This is a genomic window from Roseateles sp. GW821-FHT09B06 (assembly GCF_059418245.1).
Genome location: NZ_JBWKPM010000012.1, coordinates 32686 through 52387, shown reverse-complemented (window position 1 = coordinate 52387; position 19702 = coordinate 32686). Strand labels below are relative to the sequence as shown.

Annotated in this window: 22 protein-coding genes and 1 other RNA gene; 13 read left to right on the top strand and 10 right to left on the bottom strand. The window is 67.7% G+C overall.

The window, feature by feature from the left end; all coding sequences use genetic code 11:
• The first annotated feature begins 16 nt into the window (after positions 1 to 16).
• On the top strand, positions 17 to 1051 hold the full coding sequence (locus AC07OQ_RS12605) for a GGDEF domain-containing protein (RefSeq protein ID WP_495053475.1): 1035 nt from the start codon (positions 17 to 19) through the stop codon (positions 1049 to 1051).
• 10 nt (positions 1052 to 1061) lie between these two features.
• On the opposite strand, the gene AC07OQ_RS12600 is transcribed toward AC07OQ_RS12605, so the two are convergent.
• The 9 genes from AC07OQ_RS12600 to AC07OQ_RS12560 form a co-directional block, all read right to left on the bottom strand.
• Positions 1062 to 1877 carry a sulfite exporter TauE/SafE family protein gene (locus AC07OQ_RS12600; protein ID WP_495053474.1) on the bottom strand — a complete coding sequence of 272 codons (816 nt, stop codon included), beginning with the start codon at positions 1875 to 1877 and terminating at the stop codon, positions 1062 to 1064.
• A complete protein-coding gene (locus AC07OQ_RS12595; RefSeq protein WP_495053473.1) occupies positions 1874 to 2347 on the bottom strand; it encodes an EVE domain-containing protein in 474 nt (157 codons plus the stop codon). Before AC07OQ_RS12595 ends, AC07OQ_RS12600 begins: the two co-directional genes overlap by 4 nt.
• 21 nt (positions 2348 to 2368) lie before the next feature.
• Positions 2369 to 2547, bottom strand: a non-coding RNA gene (ssrS, locus tag AC07OQ_RS12590) — 6S RNA.
• Between the two features lie 14 nt (positions 2548 to 2561).
• The gene (locus AC07OQ_RS12585; RefSeq protein WP_495053472.1) at positions 2562 to 2897 is read right to left on the bottom strand and encodes a cell division protein ZapA; all 336 of its coding nucleotides are present in this window, start codon (positions 2895 to 2897) and stop codon (positions 2562 to 2564) included.
• Entirely contained in the window at positions 2894 to 3112 is a 219-nt protein-coding gene (locus tag AC07OQ_RS12580) for a DUF904 domain-containing protein (RefSeq protein ID WP_495053471.1), read from the bottom strand. Before AC07OQ_RS12580 ends, AC07OQ_RS12585 begins: the two co-directional genes overlap by 4 nt.
• 11 nt (positions 3113 to 3123) lie before the next feature.
• A complete protein-coding gene (nth, locus tag AC07OQ_RS12575) occupies positions 3124 to 3771 on the bottom strand; it encodes an endonuclease III (protein WP_495053470.1) in 648 nt (215 codons plus the stop codon).
• A gap of 40 nt (positions 3772 to 3811) precedes the next feature.
• A complete protein-coding gene (gene rsxB, locus AC07OQ_RS12570; RefSeq protein ID WP_495053469.1) occupies positions 3812 to 4504 on the bottom strand; it encodes an electron transport complex subunit RsxB in 693 nt (230 codons plus the stop codon).
• Positions 4501 to 5793: a polyhydroxyalkanoate depolymerase gene (locus tag AC07OQ_RS12565; protein WP_495053468.1), complete on the bottom strand. Its 1293-nt coding sequence runs from the start codon at positions 5791 to 5793 to the stop codon at positions 4501 to 4503. The genes rsxB and AC07OQ_RS12565 overlap by 4 nt, the downstream gene beginning before the upstream one ends.
• 142 nt (positions 5794 to 5935) lie before the next feature.
• The gene (locus AC07OQ_RS12560; protein WP_495053467.1) at positions 5936 to 7138 is read right to left on the bottom strand and encodes an amino acid aminotransferase; all 1203 of its coding nucleotides are present in this window, start codon (positions 7136 to 7138) and stop codon (positions 5936 to 5938) included.
• 147 nt (positions 7139 to 7285) lie between these two features.
• Between AC07OQ_RS12560 and uvrB the strand changes: the two genes are divergently transcribed.
• The 9 genes from uvrB (at position 7286) to tsaD (ending at position 16148) form a co-directional block, all read left to right on the top strand.
• Positions 7286 to 9415, top strand: coding sequence for an excinuclease ABC subunit UvrB (gene uvrB / locus AC07OQ_RS12555; protein WP_495053466.1), 2130 nt, complete (start codon positions 7286 to 7288; stop codon positions 9413 to 9415).
• A 237-nt stretch (positions 9416 to 9652) separates the two neighbouring features.
• Positions 9653 to 10186 (top strand): Fe-S cluster assembly transcriptional regulator IscR, encoded by a 534-nt coding sequence (gene iscR, locus AC07OQ_RS12550; RefSeq protein ID WP_495053465.1) that lies wholly within the window; start codon positions 9653 to 9655, stop codon positions 10184 to 10186.
• Positions 10187 to 10204: 18 nt separating this feature from the next.
• Complete coding sequence (locus AC07OQ_RS12545; RefSeq protein ID WP_495053464.1) at positions 10205 to 11425, top strand: IscS subfamily cysteine desulfurase; 1221 nt, start codon at positions 10205 to 10207, stop codon at positions 11423 to 11425.
• Positions 11426 to 11449: 24 nt separating this feature from the next.
• Complete coding sequence (gene iscU, locus AC07OQ_RS12540; protein ID WP_495053463.1) at positions 11450 to 11836, top strand: Fe-S cluster assembly scaffold IscU; 387 nt, start codon at positions 11450 to 11452, stop codon at positions 11834 to 11836.
• 10 nt (positions 11837 to 11846) lie between these two features.
• The gene (iscA, locus tag AC07OQ_RS12535; protein ID WP_495053462.1) at positions 11847 to 12170 is read left to right on the top strand and encodes an iron-sulfur cluster assembly protein IscA; all 324 of its coding nucleotides are present in this window, start codon (positions 11847 to 11849) and stop codon (positions 12168 to 12170) included.
• Between the two features lie 62 nt (positions 12171 to 12232).
• A complete protein-coding gene (gene hscB, locus AC07OQ_RS12530) occupies positions 12233 to 12751 on the top strand; it encodes a Fe-S protein assembly co-chaperone HscB (RefSeq protein ID WP_495053461.1) in 519 nt (172 codons plus the stop codon).
• 4 nt (positions 12752 to 12755) lie between these two features.
• A complete protein-coding gene (gene hscA / locus AC07OQ_RS12525) occupies positions 12756 to 14612 on the top strand; it encodes a Fe-S protein assembly chaperone HscA (RefSeq protein ID WP_495053460.1) in 1857 nt (618 codons plus the stop codon).
• A gap of 14 nt (positions 14613 to 14626) precedes the next feature.
• Entirely contained in the window at positions 14627 to 14965 is a 339-nt protein-coding gene (gene fdx / locus AC07OQ_RS12520; protein WP_495053459.1) for an ISC system 2Fe-2S type ferredoxin, read from the top strand.
• A 139-nt stretch (positions 14966 to 15104) separates the two neighbouring features.
• A complete protein-coding gene (tsaD, locus tag AC07OQ_RS12515; RefSeq protein WP_495053458.1) occupies positions 15105 to 16148 on the top strand; it encodes a tRNA (adenosine(37)-N6)-threonylcarbamoyltransferase complex transferase subunit TsaD in 1044 nt (347 codons plus the stop codon).
• Here tsaD and AC07OQ_RS12510 read toward each other — a convergent pair.
• Positions 16145 to 16564 carry an Hsp20/alpha crystallin family protein gene (locus tag AC07OQ_RS12510; RefSeq protein WP_495053457.1) on the bottom strand — a complete coding sequence of 140 codons (420 nt, stop codon included), beginning with the start codon at positions 16562 to 16564 and terminating at the stop codon, positions 16145 to 16147. The two genes, tsaD and AC07OQ_RS12510, sit on opposite strands and share 4 nt — an antisense overlap.
• Positions 16565 to 16682: 118 nt before the next feature.
• Here AC07OQ_RS12510 and AC07OQ_RS12505 point away from each other — a divergent pair, with 118 nt between their 5' ends.
• The 3 genes from AC07OQ_RS12505 (at position 16683) to rpsO (ending at position 19590) form a co-directional block, all read left to right on the top strand.
• Positions 16683 to 17966 (top strand): branched-chain amino acid ABC transporter substrate-binding protein, encoded by a 1284-nt coding sequence (locus tag AC07OQ_RS12505; protein ID WP_495053456.1) that lies wholly within the window; start codon positions 16683 to 16685, stop codon positions 17964 to 17966.
• A gap of 39 nt (positions 17967 to 18005) precedes the next feature.
• Positions 18006 to 19166 carry a pyridoxal phosphate-dependent aminotransferase gene (locus AC07OQ_RS12500; protein WP_495053455.1) on the top strand — a complete coding sequence of 387 codons (1161 nt, stop codon included), beginning with the start codon at positions 18006 to 18008 and terminating at the stop codon, positions 19164 to 19166.
• 163 nt (positions 19167 to 19329) lie between these two features.
• A complete protein-coding gene (rpsO, locus tag AC07OQ_RS12495) occupies positions 19330 to 19590 on the top strand; it encodes a 30S ribosomal protein S15 (protein ID WP_495053454.1) in 261 nt (86 codons plus the stop codon).
• Positions 19591 to 19702 lie beyond the last annotated feature (112 nt).

Genomic DNA, 19702 nt, shown 5'->3' with positions numbered 1-19702 from the left:
CGCCAGCCAGGACCCCATGCAAACACCCGCAGCCACGCACCCCGGTGCCCCGCCCCAAGCCGGCACTCCCGAGGGGTGGCTGGCAGGATTGAACCTGACCCCCGGTGAACTGGCCGGCGGCCTGCCGGGCCTGGTCGAGCCCCTGGGTCTGTTCGCGGCAGTCAAGTCGCTGGCCACCGGTCGCTATGTCCATGCCAGTCCGGCGATGAATGCCTTGTTCGGGCGCGTCGAGGCCGGCATCGTCGGCTGCAACGACGGTGAGCTGATGCGTGCCGACGAGGTGCTGGCGATGCGCCGGGCCGAGCAGGCCGTGATGGCGCAGCGTACGGTGGTGCTGAGCGAGCACCGGCTGGAGCTGGACGGGCGGCGGCGCGAATTCGCGGTCACGCGCATGCCGCTGGGCGGCGAACACCTGATGGCCCTCTGGGTGGAGCGCACCGAGGAACGCCACCGCGAGACGCATCTGCAGCGCGCGCTGACCCAGATCGAGCAGCAGCAGAAGGCGCTGGAGCAGGCCCGTCGCGAGATGCAGCAGGGCAGCGGCCGGGACGAGGTATCGGGCCTGTATCTGCGCGCCCAGTTCGACGACCAGCTGCTGCGCGAGATCGACCTGTCGACCCGCGAACATCGGGAGTTCGCGCTGGTGCTGATTGCGCTGGATCCGGCCCCGGCCGCCGTGCAGGAATTGGGGCCCGAGGCGCATCAGCGCATGCTGGAAGGCTTGGGTCGCATGCTGCGCGCCAACACGCGGGCGATGGACGCGGCCTGCCGCATCGGTGAACAGACCTTCGCGGTGCTGCTGTCGGGCGTGGGTCTGGCGACGGCCCATGCGCGCATGGAGCAGTTGCGCCGCCAGTGCACCGCGCAGATCGTGGTGCTCAACGGCCAGGACCTGGGCCTGTCGCTGTCGATGGGCGTGGCCAGCTTCCCGCATACCGCGGCCAAGCAGGAAGAGCTGCTGAGTGCCAGCGAGACGGCGGTGCAGGAAGCCCAGCGCCGCGGCGGCAATCAGGTGGTGCTGGCGCCCATTCCCTTCGGGAATCTGGCCTGAGGGCCAAGGATCAGGCCGCGAGGCCCTTGTAGAACATATAGGCCGCGAGCACGAAGAGCAGCAGCGCGAAGATGCGCTTGAGCTGCTTCACGTTCATCGCGTGGGCCGCCTTCGCACCCAGCGGCGCCATCGTGATGCTGGCCGCGCCAATCACCACCAGCGCGGGCAGGAACAGGTAGCCCAGCGCGCCCGGCAGGGCCGGCGGCAGGTGCCAGCCCCCGACCACATAGCCGAGGGTGTTGGCCAGCGCGATCGGGAAGCCCAGGGCGGCGCTGGTGGCCACCGCGTTATGCATGGCCACATTGCACCAGGTCATGAAGGGCACCGAGACGAAGCCGCCGCCCGCGCCGACCAGGCCGGACAGCAGGCCGATGCCGGTGCCGGCACCGATCTGGCCCGCGGTGCCCGGCATCTGGCGGCTGGGTGCAGGCTTCTTGTCCCGCAGCATCTGGAAGGCCGAGAAGCTGACGAAGCCGGCGAAGATCAGCGCCAGCCAAGCGCCCTTGAGCAGGGCGAAGATGCCGGCGCCGGCGATCAGGCCGCCGATCAGGATGCCCGGCGCCAGGCCGCGCACCAGGTCCCAGCGCACCGCGCCGCGCTTGTGATGGGCGCGCACGCTGGAGATCGAGGTGAACATGATGGTGGCCATCGAGGTGGCGATCGCCATCTTGACCGCAAGGTCGGCGCTCACACCCTGCGTGGACAGCATCCAGGTCAGGAAGGGCACCATCAGCATGCCGCCGCCGATGCCCAAGAGGCCGGCGAGGAAACCGGAGCACAGGCCGAGTGCCAGCAGCTCGGCCAGAAACAAGGGGTCGAGATTCATCGGGAAGGGACGGCTAGCAGTTGCAGGATCTGGGCCCATTCGGCCGGCGTTACCGGCGTGATCGACAGCCGGTTGCCGGGCCGCAGCACGCGCATCTGCGCCAGACCGGGTTCGGCGCGCAACTCTGCGAGGCTCAGCAGCCGGGTCTTGCGCAGGAAGCGCACGTCCACATGCAGCCAGCGCGGCGCCTCGGGATCCGACTTGGGATCGTGATACGGGCTGGCCGGGTCGAACTGGGTGGCGTCCGGGTAGGCGGTGCTGCAGACCTCGGCCAGGCCGGCTATTCCAATGTCAGCGGGCTGGGGGCAGGAGGAGTGATAGAACAGCACGCCATCGCCGATGCGCATGCCGTCGCGCATGAAGTTGCGGGCCTGGTAGTTGCGGACCCCGGTCCAGGGCACGCTGCCGAGCCGGGCCAGATCGTCGATCGAGACCTCGTCGGGCTCGGACTTCATCAACCAGTAGTTCATGCGCCCCGTTGTTCTTATGAGGGTGTCCACCGCAAACCGTGAGCCGCATTCCTGAACCCAGGGGATTCAGGTGGGCGAGGTCAACCGGGCTTCGGGTTCATCTGACGCGAGACGATCACGCCCGCCGGGTATTTTCCAAGCCCTTGCTCGTAGAGCATCGGTTCAAGGAACTATAGAACTCACGCGAATGCGATGGACGCGTTCATTCTAAGCCTCAGAGCAGTTGGCCGTCGTGTCCCAATGCTTCATCCAGGCGGCGAATCAGGGCTTCCAGTTCGGGCGACGAGGCCTCGGTGGAGGCTTCGGTCTTGGCGGCCGCCGGAGCCGCGGCCGTGGCCGGTGCGGCGCTCGGGCCTTCGGCCAGCTGGTAGGCCAGGTTCAGCGCGGCCAGCACGGCGATGCGCTCGCGCGCCTTCACCTTGCCGGCGTCGCGGATCGCACTCATCTCGCGGTCCACCTGGGCCACGGCGCGCGTCAGCGTCGCCTCACCGCCTTCGGGGCAACCGAGCAGATAGCTCTGACCCATGATGGTGACTTCCATTTGTTTCATGACTTCTCGTTCTTTGCAGGTTCGCCTTCGACCGGCAGCCGCTCCAGCAGCGCATCGATGCGCTGGCGTGCCGCGCCCAGGCGCGAGCGCAGGCTGTCACGTTCCTGCGTCACGATGTGCAACTGCTCTTGCAGCAGGTCATTGGTGCGCTTGAGTTCATCGTGGCGCAGCAGCAGGCGCTCAACCCGCTCGAGCAGATCGGTGATGCTAGGCATGGCTTCCTATGTCAAGACGCAGTGCGGCCCATTGTAGAGGCCGGGTAGTCGCAGTACGGCCGCACCTGGCAGCGTTCGCACAGCGGCTTGCGGGCCTGGCAGATATAGCGGCCGTGCAGGATCAGCCAATGATGCGCGTCCACCAGATACTCGGCCGGCACGCGCCGCATCAGCGCCTGCTCGACCGCCAGCGGCGTCTTGCCCGGCGCCAGGCCGGTGCGGTTGCCGAGGCGGAAGATGTGCGTGTCCACCGCCATCGTCGGCTCGCCGAAGGCGACGTTGAGCACCACGTTGGCGGTCTTGCGGCCGACGCCCGGCAGGGCCTCCAGCGCCTCGCGCGAGCGCGGCACCTGGCCGCCATGCTGCTCCAGCAGGATGCGGCAGGTCTTGATCAGATTGGCCGCCTTGGTGCGGTACAGACCGATGGTCTTGATGTGCCGGGCCAGGCCCTCCTCGCCCAGCGCCAGAACCTTGGCCGGCGTGTTGGCCACCGGAAAGAGCTTGCGCGTGGCCTTGTTGACGCCCACGTCGGTGGCCTGGGCCGACAGCAGCACGGCGGCCAGCAGCTCGAACACGCTGCTGTATTCCAGCTCGGTCTGCGGCGAGGGATTGGCGGCCTTCAGGGTGGCGAAGAAGCCCTCGATGTCTTGCTTGTTCATGCGGACATTGTGCCCGCTGATCCAGGGCAGGGTGCGGGGGTCAGGTCTTGCCTTGGTCGTCACCGCGCTTGGCGCGGGCGCGCGCCAGCGCGGCCTCGATCACGGCGCGCTTGGCCGCCAGCGCGGCCGGATCGCTCAGCTTGCTGGCTTCGGCCAGGTTGGCGAGCTTGGCCTCTGCCTTGGTCTGCAGGCGCGCGTCGTTCTCGCGCTTGTCGCGCAGCAGGCGCTGCTGGCGGAAGCGGTAGCGATCCCGCGCCTCGTCGGCCTGGCGCTGGCTCCAGGCCTGCCAGCCGGAGGCGTCGCCGCTGGCATTGACCAGCGAGATGCAGTCCACCGGGCAGGCGGGAATGCAGAGCTCGCAACCGGTGCACTGGCTGGCCACGATCAGGTGCATGGCCTTGGGGGCGCCGACGATGCAGTCGGCCGGACAGGCCTTGATGCACAAGGTGCAGCCGATGCACCAGTCCTCGTCGATCACCGCCAACTGGCGCGGCGCCTCCGGCCCGTACTCGGGGTTCAGCGGCAGGGCGGGGCGGCCGGTCAGTGCGGCCAGGCGCGCGACGCCTTCGGCCCCGCCGGGCGGGCATTGATTGATTTCGGCGCTGCCCGCGGCGATCGCCTCGGCATAGGCCTGGCAATCGGGGTAGCCGCAGCGGGTGCACTGGGTCTGGGGCAGGGCTCGAGCAAGGCGCTCGGCCAGGCCCGTGGCTGTCTCGGTCGTGGTGGGGCTCAAGCGCTCCTCTTGCTGCGCGACTTGCGCGTCGCCGGCACGGCCTGCGCATGGTCGTACTTGGCGATGAAGTCGCGGATGGCCGGATAGACCTTCTCGCGCCAGCGGCGGCCCGAGAAGATGCCGTAATGGCCGGCGCCGATCGCGTCGTAGTGGTACTGGTGTTCGGGCAGGATGCCCGAGCAAAGCTCGTGCGCGGCGCGGGTCTGGCCGGCGCCGGAGATGTCGTCCAGCTCGCCTTCGACGGTCAGGAGGGCCGTGCCCTGGATGTCCTGCGGGCGCACCAGCTGGCCGTCCACCTCCCAGGTGCCGTTGACCAGCGCGAAGTCCTGGAACACGGTCTTGATCGTGTCCAGGTAATACTCGGCCGGCATGTCCAGCACGGCGTTGTACTCGTCGTAGAAGGTGCGGTGGGCCTCGGCGCTGTCGTCGTCGCCGCGCACCAGGTCCAGGAAGTAGTCGTAGTGCGAGCTCAGGTGGCGGTCGGGGTTCATCGCCACGAAGCCCGTGTGCTGCAGGAAGCCGGGATAGACCGCGCGACCGGCGCCCGGGTAATTGGTGGGCACGCGATAGATCACATTGGTCTCGAACCAGCCGAAGCTGCGGTTCATCGCCAGGTTGTTCACCGCGGTGGGGCTCTTGCGAGCGTCGATCGGGCCGCCCATCATGGTCATCGAGCGCGGCGTGGTTTCGCCGCTCGAGGCCATTAGCGAGATCGCGGCCAGCACCGGCACGGTGGGCTGGCAGACCGAAATCACGTGGCAGTCGTCGGCGCCGACATGGCGGATGAATTCCTGCACATAGGCGATGTAGTCGTCCAGATGGAAGGGGCCGGCCTCCAGCGACACCATGCGGGCGTCGGTCCAGTCGGTGATGTAGACCTTGTGGTCCTTCAGCAGCTGGCGCACGGTGTCGCGCAGCAGCGTGCTGTGGTGGCCCGACAGCGGTGCCACCACCAGCACGGTGGGCTGATCCTTCATCTTGGCCAGCACGGCCAGATCGTCGGTGTAGCGCTTGAAGCGCAGCAGCCGGCAGAAGGGCTTTTCCAGCGGCACCAGTTCCTGCACCGCCACTTCCACGCCGTCGACCTCGACGCCGCGGATATCGAACTCCGGCTTCTCGTACTCCTTGGCCAGACGGTGCATCAGATCCAGACCGGCCGAGACGCGCTGCGACACCGGGGTATGTGCGAACGGCGACAGCGGATGGCTGTAGAGCTTGGCCGAGGCGCTGGCGAATTCCGAGAACGGACTCATCAGCGCGCGCTGGGTTTCATAAAGCTGATACAGCATGGTCGGACCTCGGGTGGCTTAGGGCTTGTAGTAGCGACAATACTGCCAGAAATTGTGCGGCGCAGCAGGGACGGGTGCCGCCGGCCGGCAAACCCGTCAAGATTGCGCGGCCGGGCCGGCCTTGTCGGCCCTTGTCGGCCTGTCAGCCCTTCAGCACCGTCGCCATCGCCTGGGCGACCGCCGGCAGGTTCTTTTCGTTGAGCGCGGCGACACAGATGCGGCCCGAATCCACGCCGTAGACGCCGAATTCGGCGCGCAGGCGCTGCATCTGGGCGGCCGTCAGGCCCGAATAGCTGAACATGCCCTTCTGGCGGGTCACGAAGCTCAGATCCTGGCTGACGCCGGCGGCCTGCAAGGCCTTGACCAAGGCCTCACGCATCGCGCGGATGCGCAGGCGCATGCCGGCCAGCTCCTCTTCCCACATGGCGCGCAGCGCCGGGGTCGACAGCACGCTGGCCACCACCTGGGCGCCATGCGTCGGCGGGTTGGAGTAGTTGGTGCGGATCACGATCTTCAGCTGGCTCAGCACCTTGACGGTCTCCTCGGCCGAGGCGCAGACCACGCTCAGCGCGCCGACGCGCTCGCCATACAGCGAGAAGCTCTTCGAGAAGCTGGTCGAGACGAAGAAGTCCAGGCCGGCCGCCAGGAACTGCTGGATCACCGCGCCGTCCTCGGCGATGCCTTCGCCGAAGCCCTGGTAGGCCATGTCCAGGAAGGCGACCAGATCGCGCGCCTTGACGGCGGCGACCACCCGATCCCACTGGGCCGGCGTCAGGTCGTAGCCGGTCGGGTTGTGGCAGCAGGCATGCAGCACGACCACGGTGCCGGCCGCGGCGCCGTTCAGAGCGGCGAGCATGCCCTCGAAGTTGATGCCCAGCTTGGCGGCGTCGTAATAGGGGTAGGTCTCGACCGGGAAGCCGGCGTTGGTGAACAGGGCGCGGTGGTTTTCCCAGCTGGGGTCGGAGATCAGCACCTTGGCGCCGGGGTTCAGGCGCTTCAGGAAGTCGGCGCCGATCTTCAGGCCGCCGGTGCCGCCCAGGGCCTGCACGGTGGCAACGCGCTTGGCGGCCAGGATGGCGCTGTCGGCGCCGAACACCAGGGCTTGCACGGCCTTGTCGTAGGCGGCGATGCCGTCGATCGGCAGGTAGCCGCGCGCCTTCGGGTCGGCCTGCATCTGGGCCTCGGCCTGGGCCACGCACTTCAAGAGGGGCAGCTTGCCGTTCTCGTCGTAATACACGCCCACGCCCAGGTTCACCTTGGCGGGGTTGGTATCGGCGTTGAACTGCTCGTTGAGGCCCAGGATGGGGTCGCGGGGGGCCATTTCGACGGCGGCAAACAAGCTCATGGGGGCTTTCCTGACAAGACGGTGGCAGTAAATCGGGGTAGGGCGGGCGCTGCCGGGGCGGCGCGGACGGGACGCCTGCGCTACCCTGTCGGATTGCGCGGCCCGTGAATTCTAGGCGGGCTGGCGCGATCATCCAGGGATTACCCCATGCAAGAAGCTTCTAACGTCACACCGGTCCCCGCGGCAGACAACGATGCGCCGAAGGGCGAGTTCGTGTCTTTCGAAGGCTCGCCGTTCCAACTGTTCCAGCCCTTCCCGCCGGCCGGCGACCAGCCGAGCGCGATCGCCCAGCTCTGCGAGGGCATCAACGACGGCCTGAGCTTCCAGACCTTGCTGGGCGTCACCGGCTCGGGCAAGACCTACACGATGGCCAATGTGATCGCCCGGCTGGGCCGGCCGGCCATCATCTTCGCGCCCAACAAGACCCTGGCGGCCCAGCTCTACAGCGAGTTCCGCGAGTTCTTCCCGAAGAACGCGGTCGAGTATTTCGTCAGCTACTACGACTACTACCAGCCCGAGGCCTATGTGCCGCAGCGCGACCTGTTCATCGAGAAGGACAGCGCGATCAATGAACAGATCGAGCAGTTGCGCCTGTCCTGCACCAAGAGCCTCTTGGAGCGGCGCGATGTGGTGATCGTGGCCTCGGTGTCGGCGATCTACGGCATCGGCAACCCCAGCGACTACCACCAGATGGTGATGACCCTCCGGGTGGGCGACAAGATGGGCCAGCGCGACGTGATCGCCCAGCTGATACGCATGCAGTACACGCGCAACGAGATGGAATTCAGCCGCGGGGCGTTCCGGGTGCGCGGCGACACCATCGACGTCTTTCCCGCCGAGCATTCCGAGCTGGCCCTGCGCATCGAGCTGTTCGATGACGAGGTCGAGCAGTTGCAGCTGTTCGACCCGCTGACCGGGCAGGTCCGGCAGAAGATCCCGCGCTTCACGGTCTACCCGAGCAGCCATTACGTGACGCCGCGTGAGAAGGTGCTGGAGGCGCTGGAGGGCATCAAGACCGAGCTGCGCGAGCGGGTCGGCCAGTTCGTTGCCGACGGCAAGCTGGTCGAGGCCCAGCGCCTGGAGCAGCGCACCCGCTTCGACCTGGAGATGCTGCAGGAGGTGGGCCATTGCAAGGGCATCGAGAACTACACCCGCCATCTCTCGGGGGCCGCGCCCGGCGAGCCGCCGCCGACCCTGGTGGACTACCTGCCGAGCGACGCGCTGATGTTCCTGGACGAGAGCCATGTGCTGATCGGCCAGTTCGGCGGCATGTACAACGGCGACCGGGCGCGCAAGACCACCCTGGTTGAGTATGGCTTTCGCCTGCCCTCGGCGCTGGACAACCGGCCGCTGAAGTTCGCCGAGTTCGAGCGCAAGATGCGCCAGGCCGTGTTTGTCTCGGCCACGCCGGCCCAGTACGAGAAGGACAACGCCGGCCAGGTGGTCGAGCAGGTGGTGCGCCCCACCGGCCTGGTGGATCCATCGGTCGAGGTGCGGCCGGCCACGCAGCAGGTGGACGATGTGCTGCAGGAGATCCGGCTGCGGGTCGAGGCCAAGGAGCGGGTGCTGATCACCACGCTGACCAAGCGCATGGCCGAGCAGCTGACCGACTATCTGTCGGACAACGGCGTCAAGGTGCGCTATCTGCACTCGGACGTGGACACGGTGGAGCGGGTCGAGATCCTGCGCGATCTGCGCCTCGGCACCTTCGACGTGCTGGTGGGCATCAACCTGCTGCGCGAAGGCCTGGACATCCCCGAGGTGTCCCTGGTGGCGATCCTGGATGCCGACAAGGAGGGCTTCCTGCGCGCCGAGCGCAGCCTGATCCAGACCATCGGCCGCGCGGCGCGCAACCTGAACGGCAAGGCCATCCTCTACGGCGACCGCATCACCGACTCGATGCGCCGGGCCATCGACGAAACCGAGCGCCGCCGCGCCAAGCAGATCGCCTTCAATACCGAGCATGGCATCACGCCGCGCGGCCTGAACAAGCGCATCAAGGAGCTGATCGAGGGAGTCTATTCCGACAAGCCGGGGCGCGACGATCAGAAGCTGCTGCGGGCCGCCCAGGTGGAGGAACTGTCCGAGAAGGATCTGGGCAAGCGCATCGCCCAGCTGGAGAAGCAGATGCTGGAGCATGCCCGCAATCTGGAGTTCGAGAAGGCGGCCCGGGTGCGCGACCAGCTGGCGCAACTGCGCGAGCAGGCCTTCGGTGCGGCGGTGCACGACAATATCGTGCCGATCCAGCCGGAGCTGCGGCCAGCCAAGCGCGCCTGAGGGCCGGGCGCCGCTCTCGCCTCGGCGATGCAGGGGAAACCCGCAAGGGTTTCCGCCCCTCGCGTCGGCGCTCCGGGAGGGCGCGCCGGCAAGCTTTCCGATAATTGAGTAAAATGGTCGGGCATACCCAAGGGTTAACCCGTGAGCCTCGCTCGGCGCGCCCCGGTCTGTCCAGTTCGCTGGCCCATTTTGCTGTTGCCGAGGCCGTTGGTCCGATTGGACCGAAGGAGTTGTTTCATGCGTCTCACCACCAAAGGTCGTTTTGCCGTCACCGCGATGATCGACTTGGCCCTGCGCGAGAACAGTGGCCCGGTGGCGCTGGCGGCCATCAGCCAGCGCCAGCAGATTTCGCTGTCCTATCTGGAGCAGCTGTTCGGCAAGCTGCGCCGCCACGAGTTGGTCGAGAGCACGCGCGGCCCGGGCGGCGGCTATTCGCTGGGGCGCAAGTCGGAGGAGATCACCGTCGCCGACATCATCGTCGCCGTGGATGAGCCGATCGATGCCACCGGCTGCGGCGGCAAGGAAAACTGCATGGGCGAGGACACCGGCCGCTGCATCACGCACGAGCTCTGGACCAGCCTGAACGCCAAGATGATCGAGTACCTGGATTCCGTCTCGCTGCGCAAGCTGGTGGAAGACCAGCTCGCCAAGGGCGTGACCATCGAGGAAGCGCCGATCAAGCGAGCAATCTCCTCCACGCCGGTGGTCAAGCCGATCCGCATCACCGCGCCCAACTCGGTCTTCGCCCTCGGCAACGCTTTCACCAAATAAGACGAAGTCAAGAACACAATGGATATGACGCCTCACTTTCCCATCTATCTGGACTATGGCGCGACGACGCCGGTCGATCCGCGCGTGGTCGATGCGATGGTGCCCTGGTTGCGCGAGCATTTCGGCAACCCGGCATCGCGCAGTCATGCCTGGGGCTGGGAAGCGGAAGCCGCGGTGGAAAAGGCGCGCGAGCAGGTGGCGGAACTGATCAATGCCGATCCGCGCGAAATCGTCTGGACCTCCGGCGCCACCGAGTCGATCAATCTGGCCATCAAGGGCGCGGCGCAGTTCTACAAGACCCGTGGCAAGCACATCATCACGCTGAAGACCGAGCACAAGGCCACGCTGGACACCTGCCGCGAGCTGGAGCGCCAGGGCTTCGAGCTCACCTACCTCGACGTGCAGGACAACGGCCTGCTGGACCTGGAGGCCTTCAAGGCCGCGCTGCGCGAGGACACCATCCTGGTCTCGGTGCTGTTCGTCAACAACGAAATCGGCGTGATCCAGGACGTGACCGCGGTCGGCAACATCTGCCGCGAGAAGGGCATCATCTTCCATGTCGATGCGGCCCAGGCCACCGGCAAGATCGCGATCGACATGACCCAGCTGCCGATCGATCTGATGAGCCTGGCCTCGCACAAGACCTATGGCCCCAAGGGCATCGGCGCGCTGTTCGTGCGCCGCAAGCCGCGCGTGCGCCTGGAGGCCCAGATGCACGGCGGCGGCCATGAGCGGGGCATGCGCTCGGGCACGCTGGCCACGCACCAGATCGTCGGCATGGGCGAGGCCTACCGCATCGCCAAGGACGAGATGGCCATCGAGGGCGAGCGCATCCGCATGCTGCACCAACGCCTGCTGGACGGGCTGACCGGCATCGAGCAGGTGTTCGTCAACGGCGACCTGCAGCAGCGCGTGCCGCACAACCTGAATATCTCGTTCAACTATGTCGAGGGCGAGTCCCTGATCATGGGCGTCAAGGGTCTGGCAGTCTCGTCCGGTTCGGCCTGCACCTCGGCCAGCCTGGAGCCCAGCTATGTGCTGCGCGCGCTGGGCCGCAGCGACGAACTGGCGCATTCCTCGCTGCGCATGACGATCGGCCGCTTCACGACCGTCGAGGAAATCGATTACGCGGTGACGGTGCTGAAGGACCGTGTAGCCAAGCTGCGCGAACTCTCGCCGCTGTGGGACATGTACAAGGACGGCATCGACATCAGCACCATCCAGTGGACCGCCCACTGAACCGAACATCGTTGGAGAAACATCATGGCATACAGCGAAAAAGTCGTTGATCACTACGAGAACCCCCGCAACGTCGGCGCCTTCGAAAAGGGTGACGAGTCGGTGGGCACCGGCATGGTGGGCGCGCCGGCCTGCGGCGATGTGATGAAGCTGCAGATCAAGGTCAATCCGGCCACCGGCCTGATCGAGGACGCCAAGTTCAAGACCTATGGCTGCGGCTCGGCCATCGCCTCCAGCTCGCTGGTGACTGAATGGGTCAAGGGCAAGAGCCTGGATCAGGCGCTGGAGATCAAGAACACCCAGATCGCCGAGGAACTGGCGCTGCCGCCGGTGAAGATCCACTGCTCGATCCTGGCCGAGGATGCGATCAAGGCCGCGGTGGACGATTACCGCACCAAGCACGCTCAGTGAGGTATCTGGTATGTCCGTGACCGTGACCGAAGCCGCAGCACGCCACGTGACGCGCTACATCAGCAAGCGCGGCCGTGGCGTCGGCGTGCGCCTGGGGGTCAAGACCACCGGCTGCTCGGGCCTGGCCTACAAGCTGGAGTATGCCGACGAGGTGGCGCCCGAGGACGTGGTGTTCGAGGGCCATGGCATCAAGATCCTCATCGATCCCAAGAGCCTGCCCTATCTGGACGGCACCGAGCTGGACTTCGTGCGCGAAGGGCTCAACGAGGGCTTCAAGTTCCGCAACCCGCGCGAGAAGGATCGCTGCGGCTGCGGCGAGTCCTTCCGCGTCTAGCGTCCCGCTTTTTCGCATGGGCGCGGCTTGGGCCGCGCTTTTTTCATGATGGTTTCCCTCCGATGAAACTCGACGACGACGATTTCAGCCTGTTCGGACTGCCGCCGCGCCAGGCCCAGGAGCGTGCCGAGATCGACGCGCGCTGGAAGGCCCTGCAGGCGCAGGTGCATCCGGACAAGTTCGCCGCCCAGGGAGCCTCGGCCCAGCGCCTGGCGATGCAATGGGCGCTGCGCGTCAACGAAGCGCACCAGCGCCTGCGCGACCCGCTCAGGCGCGCCGCCTACCTGTGCGAGCTGCGCGGTGCGGCCTTGCGGATGGAGAGCAACACCCGCATGCCGGCCAGTTTCCTGATGGAGCAGATGGCCTGGCGCGAGGCGCTGGACGAGGCTGCCGGCGTCGCGGCGGTGCAGGCCTTGGACGAGGAGGTGGCGGCACGCGAGCGCGCCTTGCTGGCCGATACCGCACGCCTGCTGGACGAGGCCGATGACGCGTCCGCCGCCGCCGAGCAAGTGAGAGCCCTGATGTTCATTGCGCGCTTTCGCGCCGACATCGACCGGCGCCTGGAAGCGCTAGGACAATAACGACATGGCCCTGCTACAGATTTCCGAACCCGGGCAATCGCCCAACCCGCACGAGCGCCGCATCGCGGTGGGCATCGACCTCGGCACCACGCATTCGCTGGTGGCCGCGGTGCGCCACGGCGTGGCCGAATGCTTGGCCGACGAGCAGGGTCGCGTGATCCTGCCCTCCGCCGTGCGCTATCTGCCGGAGGGCCGGCGCCAGATCGGCGCCGAGGCGCTGGCCGCGCAGGCCGACGATTCCGAGAACACCGTGGTGTCGGTCAAGCGTTTCATGGGCCGTGCGCTGGCCGATGTCGAGGGCCGCGACAAGCTGCCCTACCGCTTCGAGGACACGCCCGGCATGCTGTCGATCGCCACGCGCGAGGGCCTGAAATCCCCGGTGGAGGTCTCGGCCGAGATCCTGGCCACCCTGCGCTTCCGTGCCGAGGACAGCTTTGCCGACGACGTCTTCGGTGCCGTGATCACGGTGCCGGCCTACTTCGACGATGCCCAGCGCCAGGCCACCAAGGACGCCGCCCAGCTGGCCGGTCTGAAGGTGCTGCGCCTGATCAACGAGCCGACGGCCGCGGCCATCGCCTACGGCCTGGACAATGCCAGCGAAGGACTCTACGCGGTCTACGACCTGGGCGGCGGCACCTTCGACATCTCGCTGCTGCGCCTGGCCAAGGGCGTGTTCGAGGTGGTGGCCACCGGCGGCGATGCGGCCCTGGGCGGCGACGATTTCGACCGCGCGCTGGCCGACTGGGCCTTGGCCGAGGCCGGCCGCACGGCCGTCAGCGCCCACGACAAGCGCGCCATGCTGGTGGCGGCGCGGGCCGCCAAGGAAGCCCTGTCCGCTGCCGAAGGCGCGACCCTGGTCGCCCGGCTGGATGGCGGCGAGCTGCGTGCCGAGGTGACGCGCGAGCGCTTCGAACAACTGATCAAGCCCCTGGTCGACAAGACCCTGGCCTCGGTGCGCCGGGTGCTGCGCGATGCCAAGCTCAAGGCCGACGAGGTGCAGGGCACGGTGATGGTGGGGGGCTCCACCCGCATGCCCTGCGTGCGCGCCGCGGTCGGCCAGCTCTTCGGTCGCGAGGTGCTGACCAATCTGAATCCCGACGAGGTGGTGGCCCTGGGGGCCGCCATCCAGGCCAATCAGCTGGCCGGCAACAGCGCCGACGGCGACATCCTGCTGCTGGACGTGATCCCGCTGTCCCTGGGACTCGAGACCATGGGCGGCCTGGTCGAGCGCGTGATCGAGCGCAATGCAACGATTCCGGTGGCCAAGGCCCAGGACTTCACCACCTTCAAGGACGGCCAGACCGCGATGGCCATCCATGTGCTGCAGGGCGAGCGCGAGCTGGTCGGCGAGTGCCGCTCGCTGGCGCGCTTCGAGCTGCGCGGCATTCCGCCGATGGTGGCCGGCGCCGCCCGCATCCGCGTCACCTTCCAGGTCGACGCCGACGGCCTGCTGAGCGTCTCGGCCAGGGAGTTGACCTCGGGCGTCGAGGCGGCGGTGCAGGTCAAGCCCAGCTACGGCCTCAGCGACGAGCAGATCGCCGGCATGCTGCGGGATGGCTTTGCCAGCGCCGAGGCGGACATGGGGGCCCGCAAGCTGCGCGAGGCCCAGGTCGAGGCCGAGCGCATGACCCTGGCCACCCATTCCGCGCTGGCCGCCGACGGCGACCTGCTGAACGCCGGCGAACGGGCCGCGATCGATGTGCTGCTCAAGGCCCTGGCCGTGGCGGCCGAGGGCGAGGATGCGCATGCCATCGACGCCGCCGTCGAGGCGCTGGCCAAGGGCACCGAGGCCTTTGCCGCCGAGCGCATGAACCGCGGCATCCAGCAGGCCCTTACCGGCCGCAGCATCGAACAGGTCTGAAGACCCCGAACACCATGCCCATCATCAAGATTCTTCCGCACAGCGAGTACTGCCCCGAGGGCGCCGAGATCGAGGCGCCCGCCGGCACCTCGATCTGCGAGGCCCTGCTCGACAACAAGATCGAGATCGAGCATGCCTGCGACCAGGTCTGCGCCTGCACCACCTGCCATGTGATCGTGCGCCAGGGAGGGCGTTCGCTGTCCGAGATGGAGGAGGGCGAGGAAGACATGCTGGACCGCGCCTGGGGCCTGGAGCCCGACTCGCGCCTGTCCTGCCAGGCCATCCTGGGGCAGCAGAACGTGACGGTCGAGATTCCCAAGTATTCGATCAACCACGCCAAGGAAAAGCACTGAATGGGCAGGGCCCACCCCCTACGCGCTGCGCGCGCCCCCTCAAGGGGGCGAGCCCGCAGGACCGGCGGAGCCGGGTCCTCGGGCTCCGCTGGGCTGGGTTCTCCGCATGCCGCGTGTGTGCCGCAGCGCTGAGAAAAAGATGATCGTTCTTGGTTTTGAGTCCTCCTGCGACGAAACCGGCGTGGCCCTGGTCGAGGTGCCTGCCGCCGGTGAGCCTGGCGCCCCGACCCTGCTCGCCCAGGCCCTGCACAGCCAGATCGCAATGCACCAGGCCTATGGCGGCGTGGTGCCGGAGCTGGCCTCGCGCGACCATATCCGTCGCGTGCTGCCGCTGACCCGCGAGGTGCTGGCCGAGGCCGGCGTGACCCTGGCCGATATCGACCTGATCGCCTATACCCAGGGCCCGGGTCTGGCCGGCGCGCTGCTGGTCGGCGCGGGCGTGGCCGTGTCGCTGGCCGCGGCCCTGGACAAGCCGACCCTGGGCATCCACCACCTGGAAGGGCATCTGCTGTCGCCCTTTCTCTCCAGCGACGCGCCGGAGTTTCCCTTCGTGGCGCTGCTGGTGTCGGGCGGGCACACGCAGCTGATGCGGGTCGACGACGTGGGTCGGTACGAGATCCTCGGCGAGACCATCGACGATGCCGCCGGCGAGGCCTTCGACAAGAGTGCCAAGCTGCTGGGCTTGCCGTATCCCGGTGGCCCGCATCTGTCGGCACTGGCGCTGCAGGGCGATGCCAAGGCCTTCGAGCTGCCGCGGCCGCTTTTGCACAGCGGCAAGCCCGATTTCAGCTTCGCCGGCCTGAAGACCGCGGTGCTGACCCGGGTGAAGAAACTCGGCGATGCCCCGACCGCGCAGCAGCGCGCCGATCTGGCGGCGGCCACGCAGGCCGCGATCGTCGAGGTGCTGGTGAAGAAGTCGCTGCTGGCGCTGAAGGAGACCGGGCTGAAGCGCCTGGTGGTGGCCGGCGGCGTGGGGGCCAACAGCCTGCTGCGCGAACAGCTGAATGCGGCCTGCGCCAGGCGCGGCGTGCGCGTGCATTACCCGGAATTGAGCCTGTGCACCGACAACGGCGCGATGATCGCGATGGCCGCCGCGCTGCGGCTGCAGCGCGGCATGGCCGATCCGCAGCCGCCGGGCGGCGGCTTCGAGGTGCGGCCGCGCTGGCCGCTGGGCACGGCTTAGCTGACGCTCAACTCGCCCGAGCCTTCCAGCTGGCGCTTGGCCAGGGTCAGGGTCAGCACGCCGTTCTCCAGCTTCGCGATGGAATCGGCCTGGGTCACTTCCTTGGGCAAGGCCACGCTGCGCGAGAAGCGGGTGACGGCGCGCTCGCGGTACAGGCTCTTCGGCTCGCCTTCCTTGGCTTCGCTGCGGGCCTGTTCGGCATCGATGCTGACCTTGCGGCCCTCGATGCGCACCTTGACCGCTTCCTTGGCCACGCCGGGCAGGTCCAGCTGCAGGATGTAGCGGCTCTCGGTCTCGCTGACGTCCAGCGCCGGGCTGCGCAGCGCCACGGCGTCCTGGTCGACATTGAACAGGCGCTCGATGCGGCGGCTCAGCTCGGCGGAATGGGCGTGGCGGGCAACGGGAATCACGAACATGACAGGCTCCTAGAATTTGAGGGATCGATGCTGCTCGGATCGGTGGGGAGCAGCGCCCATGACACCGAATTTGGAGCGCCCGACGCGCTTTCAAGACCCTTAAAAATTAGAGTTCCCGATGACTTGGAATCCCCATTCCCGCCACTATCTGCGCCGCCTCGCCGCGGCCGCGCTGTTGCTTGCTGCCGGCCTGGCGCAGGGCGCCGAGCCGATCAGGCTGGCCCTGATCGAGGGCCTGTCCGGCCCCTTCGGCAATGCCGGCGAGGCGGTCTACCGCAATCTGGTCTGGGCCACCGAGCGCGTCAATGCGCGCGGTGGCGTCGGCCTGCCCGGCGGCGCCCGGCCGCTGCAGCTGCTGCGCTTCGACAGCAAGGGCGCCACCGAGGAGGCGCTGTCGATGCTGCGCTCGGCCGTCGATCAGCGGGCCGGCTTCATCCTGCAGGGCAACAGCTCCGCGACCGCCGCGGCCCTGATCGACGCGCTGAACAAGCACAACGAGCGCGAGCCCGCTCGGCGCGCGCTGTTCCTGAACTATTCGGCGGTCGACCCGGCACTGACCAACGAGAAGTGCAGCTTCTGGCATTTCCGCTTCGACGCCCATGCCGACATGCGCCTGGCCGCGCTGACCGACGAACTGGCCGAGGACCACTCGGTGCGCAGGATCTACCTGATCGGCCAGGACTACAGCTTCGGCCAGCATGTGCTGCGGAAGGGGCGCGAGATGATCGCGACCAAGCGCCCCGACATCCAGATCGTCGGCGACGAGCTGCACCCGGTGGGGCGGGTGAAGGACTTCATTCCCTATGTGACCAAGATCAAGGCCAGTGGCGCCCAGGCGGTGCTGACCGGCAACTGGGGCAATGACCTGACCCTCCTGATCAAGGCGGCGCGCGACATCGGCCTGGATGCGCGTTTCTACACCTTCTACGGCAATGGCCTGGGCGCGCCGGCGGCACTGGGCGATGCCGGTATCGACCGCGTGCTGGCGGTGGCCGAGTGGCACCCCAATGTCGGCACGCCGAGCTCGGACAGGTTCTACGCGGCCTTCCGCCAGCGCTTCCCGCGCCCCGAGGACGACTATGTGCACGCCCGCATGCAGGCCCTGGTGGAGGTGCTGGTGGCCGGCATGGAGCGCGCGAAGAGCGTCGACCCGACCGCCGTGGCGCGGGCGCTGGAGGGCCTGCGCTATGACGGCAGGACCCTGGGCGGCATGCATTCGGGCCAGATGCGCGCGGCCGACCATCAGTTCATCCAGCCGCTCTATGTCAGCGTGATGAAGAAGGCCGGCACCGCCGGCGTGCGCTTCGACAACGAGGGCTCGGGCTACGGCTTCCGCACGGTGCGATTCGTGGAGGCGGCGCGCGCCGAGCAGCCGCATCAATGCCGCATGCAGCGGCCCTGATGCGGCGGTGACACGGCGGTGATGCGGCACACTGGGCCCATGCGAGACCTGATCACCCATCTGCCTGCCTCCAAGATCCGCGAGGTGGCCAACGCGGCCCTGGACAGCCCCCGTCGCGAGGACATACTGGCCTTCTGGTTCGGCGAGAGCGACGAGGTCACGCCGCTGGCGGTGCGCGAGGCGGCGGCGGCATCGCTGGCGCGCGGCGAAACCTTCTATTCCCACAACCTGGGTCTGCCGGAGTTGCGCGAGGCGCTGGCGGGCTATGCCGGTGCGCTGCATCCGGGCGTCGGCAGCGAACGCATCGCTGTCACCTCGTCGGGCGTCAGCGCCTTGATGATCGCGATGCAGGCGCTGGTGTCGCCGGGCGACGAGGTGGTGGCGGTGGTGCCGCTGTGGCCGAACCTGACGGCGCAGGCCCAGATCATGGGCGCGCGGCTCAAGCGCGTGGCGCTGAAGGCGGAGCGGGGCGCCTGGAGCCTGGATCTGCAGGCGCTGCTGGATGCGGTGACACCCGCCACCCGGGTGCTGATCGTCAATGCGCCGAACAATCCGACCGGCTGGACCCTGAGCCGCACCGAGCAGCAGGCGCTGCTGGAGCATTGCCGGCGCACCGGCACCTGGATCGTGGCCGACGAGGTCTATGAGCGGCTGTACTACGCCGAAGGCGCCCGCGCGGCGCCCAGCTTCCTCGATCTGGCGGCGCCGGACGACCGCGTCATCGTCGTGCACAGCTTCTCCAAGAGTTTCCTGATGACCGGCTGGCGCCTGGGCTGGCTGGTGCTGCCTCCGGCGCTGCTGGATGGGGTGGCCAAGCTGATCGAGTTCAATACCTCCTGCGCGCCGGTGTTCGTGCAGCGTGGCGGGCTGGCCGCGGTGGCGGCCGCCGCGGCCGAGGTGCCGGCCCTGGTGGCGCGCCTGAAGGCCTGCCGCGACACCCTGCTGCCGGCGCTGGCCGCGCTGCCGCGCGTGCAGGTGCGCACCCCGCTGGGCGGCATGTACGCCTTTTTCCGCATCGAAGGGCAGGACGACTCCCTGGCCCTGGCCAAGCGCCTGGTGCGGGAGGCCGGCCTGGGGCTGGCGCCGGGCGCCGCCTTCGGCGACGAAGGCGAGGGCTGGCTGCGCTGGTGCTTCGCCTCCCGCGATCCGCAGCGTCTGCTGGCCGGGGTCGATCGCCTGGCCGGCGCACTTGGTCTATAATCATCGTGTTTTGCGGCTCCGGGTCTGTTTCGGGGCGGCAAAACAAGGCACGGCTCGGGTCGGTTTCACCCGCGACCGCAAGTAAACCCCAGGAAACCGTCTGTGTGTGCCGCAGGGATAGTTGATCCCGTTGCCCCAGCGGAATCCATATTCAGGAACACACATGTCGATCAACAAGGCAGAAATCGTTCAAGCCAACGCCCGCAGCGCCAACGACACCGGATCTCCGGAAGTCCAGGTCGCCCTGCTGACCGCCCGCATCAACGCGCTGACCCCTCACTTCAAGGCCAATGCCAAGGACCACCACGGTCGTCGCGGCCTGCTGAAGATGGTCAACTCGCGCAAGAGCCTGCTGGCCTATCTGAAGAACAAGGACGCCGCTCGCTACACGGCCCTGATCCAGAAGCTGGGCCTGCGCAAGTAAGCTGTACCCGATGACGAGGAGCCTGTCTGGACTTTGACCAGCACAGGCTCTTTGTCTTTTTACCCGACCCACTGGAGTCGAGCTGACGTGGCGCTGCTGTGTCATTCCAACA

Bases quoted from the DNA above. Each gene is read 5' to 3' on its own strand.
- AC07OQ_RS12560 (WP_495053467.1), bottom strand. From the start codon at position 7,138: ATGAGCTTGTTTGCCGCCGTCGAAATGGCCCCCCGCGACCCCATCCTG.
- AC07OQ_RS12500 (WP_495053455.1), top strand. From the start codon at position 18,006: ATGCGAGACCTGATCACCCATCTGCCTGCCTCCAAGATCCGCGAGGTG.
- nth (WP_495053470.1), bottom strand. From the start codon at position 3,771: ATGAACAAGCAAGACATCGAGGGCTTCTTCGCCACCCTGAAGGCCGCC.
- fdx (WP_495053459.1), top strand. From the start codon at position 14,627: ATGCCCATCATCAAGATTCTTCCGCACAGCGAGTACTGCCCCGAGGGC.
- AC07OQ_RS12545 (WP_495053464.1), top strand. From the start codon at position 10,205: ATGGATATGACGCCTCACTTTCCCATCTATCTGGACTATGGCGCGACG.
- AC07OQ_RS12605 (WP_495053475.1), top strand. From the start codon at position 17: ATGCAAACACCCGCAGCCACGCACCCCGGTGCCCCGCCCCAAGCCGGC.
- rpsO (WP_495053454.1), top strand. From the start codon at position 19,330: ATGTCGATCAACAAGGCAGAAATCGTTCAAGCCAACGCCCGCAGCGCC.
- iscU (WP_495053463.1), top strand. From the start codon at position 11,450: ATGGCATACAGCGAAAAAGTCGTTGATCACTACGAGAACCCCCGCAAC.
- tsaD (WP_495053458.1), top strand. From the start codon at position 15,105: ATGATCGTTCTTGGTTTTGAGTCCTCCTGCGACGAAACCGGCGTGGCC.
- AC07OQ_RS12595 (WP_495053473.1), bottom strand. From the start codon at position 2,347: ATGAACTACTGGTTGATGAAGTCCGAGCCCGACGAGGTCTCGATCGAC.
- AC07OQ_RS12600 (WP_495053474.1), bottom strand. From the start codon at position 1,877: ATGAATCTCGACCCCTTGTTTCTGGCCGAGCTGCTGGCACTCGGCCTG.
- AC07OQ_RS12505 (WP_495053456.1), top strand. From the start codon at position 16,683: ATGACTTGGAATCCCCATTCCCGCCACTATCTGCGCCGCCTCGCCGCG.
- hscA (WP_495053460.1), top strand. From the start codon at position 12,756: ATGGCCCTGCTACAGATTTCCGAACCCGGGCAATCGCCCAACCCGCAC.
- iscA (WP_495053462.1), top strand. From the start codon at position 11,847: ATGTCCGTGACCGTGACCGAAGCCGCAGCACGCCACGTGACGCGCTAC.
- AC07OQ_RS12580 (WP_495053471.1), bottom strand. From the start codon at position 3,112: ATGCCTAGCATCACCGATCTGCTCGAGCGGGTTGAGCGCCTGCTGCTG.
- AC07OQ_RS12585 (WP_495053472.1), bottom strand. From the start codon at position 2,897: ATGAAACAAATGGAAGTCACCATCATGGGTCAGAGCTATCTGCTCGGT.
- iscR (WP_495053465.1), top strand. From the start codon at position 9,653: ATGCGTCTCACCACCAAAGGTCGTTTTGCCGTCACCGCGATGATCGAC.
- AC07OQ_RS12510 (WP_495053457.1), bottom strand. From the start codon at position 16,564: ATGTTCGTGATTCCCGTTGCCCGCCACGCCCATTCCGCCGAGCTGAGC.
- uvrB (WP_495053466.1), top strand. From the start codon at position 7,286: ATGCAAGAAGCTTCTAACGTCACACCGGTCCCCGCGGCAGACAACGAT.
- AC07OQ_RS12565 (WP_495053468.1), bottom strand. From the start codon at position 5,793: ATGCTGTATCAGCTTTATGAAACCCAGCGCGCGCTGATGAGTCCGTTC.
- hscB (WP_495053461.1), top strand. From the start codon at position 12,233: ATGAAACTCGACGACGACGATTTCAGCCTGTTCGGACTGCCGCCGCGC.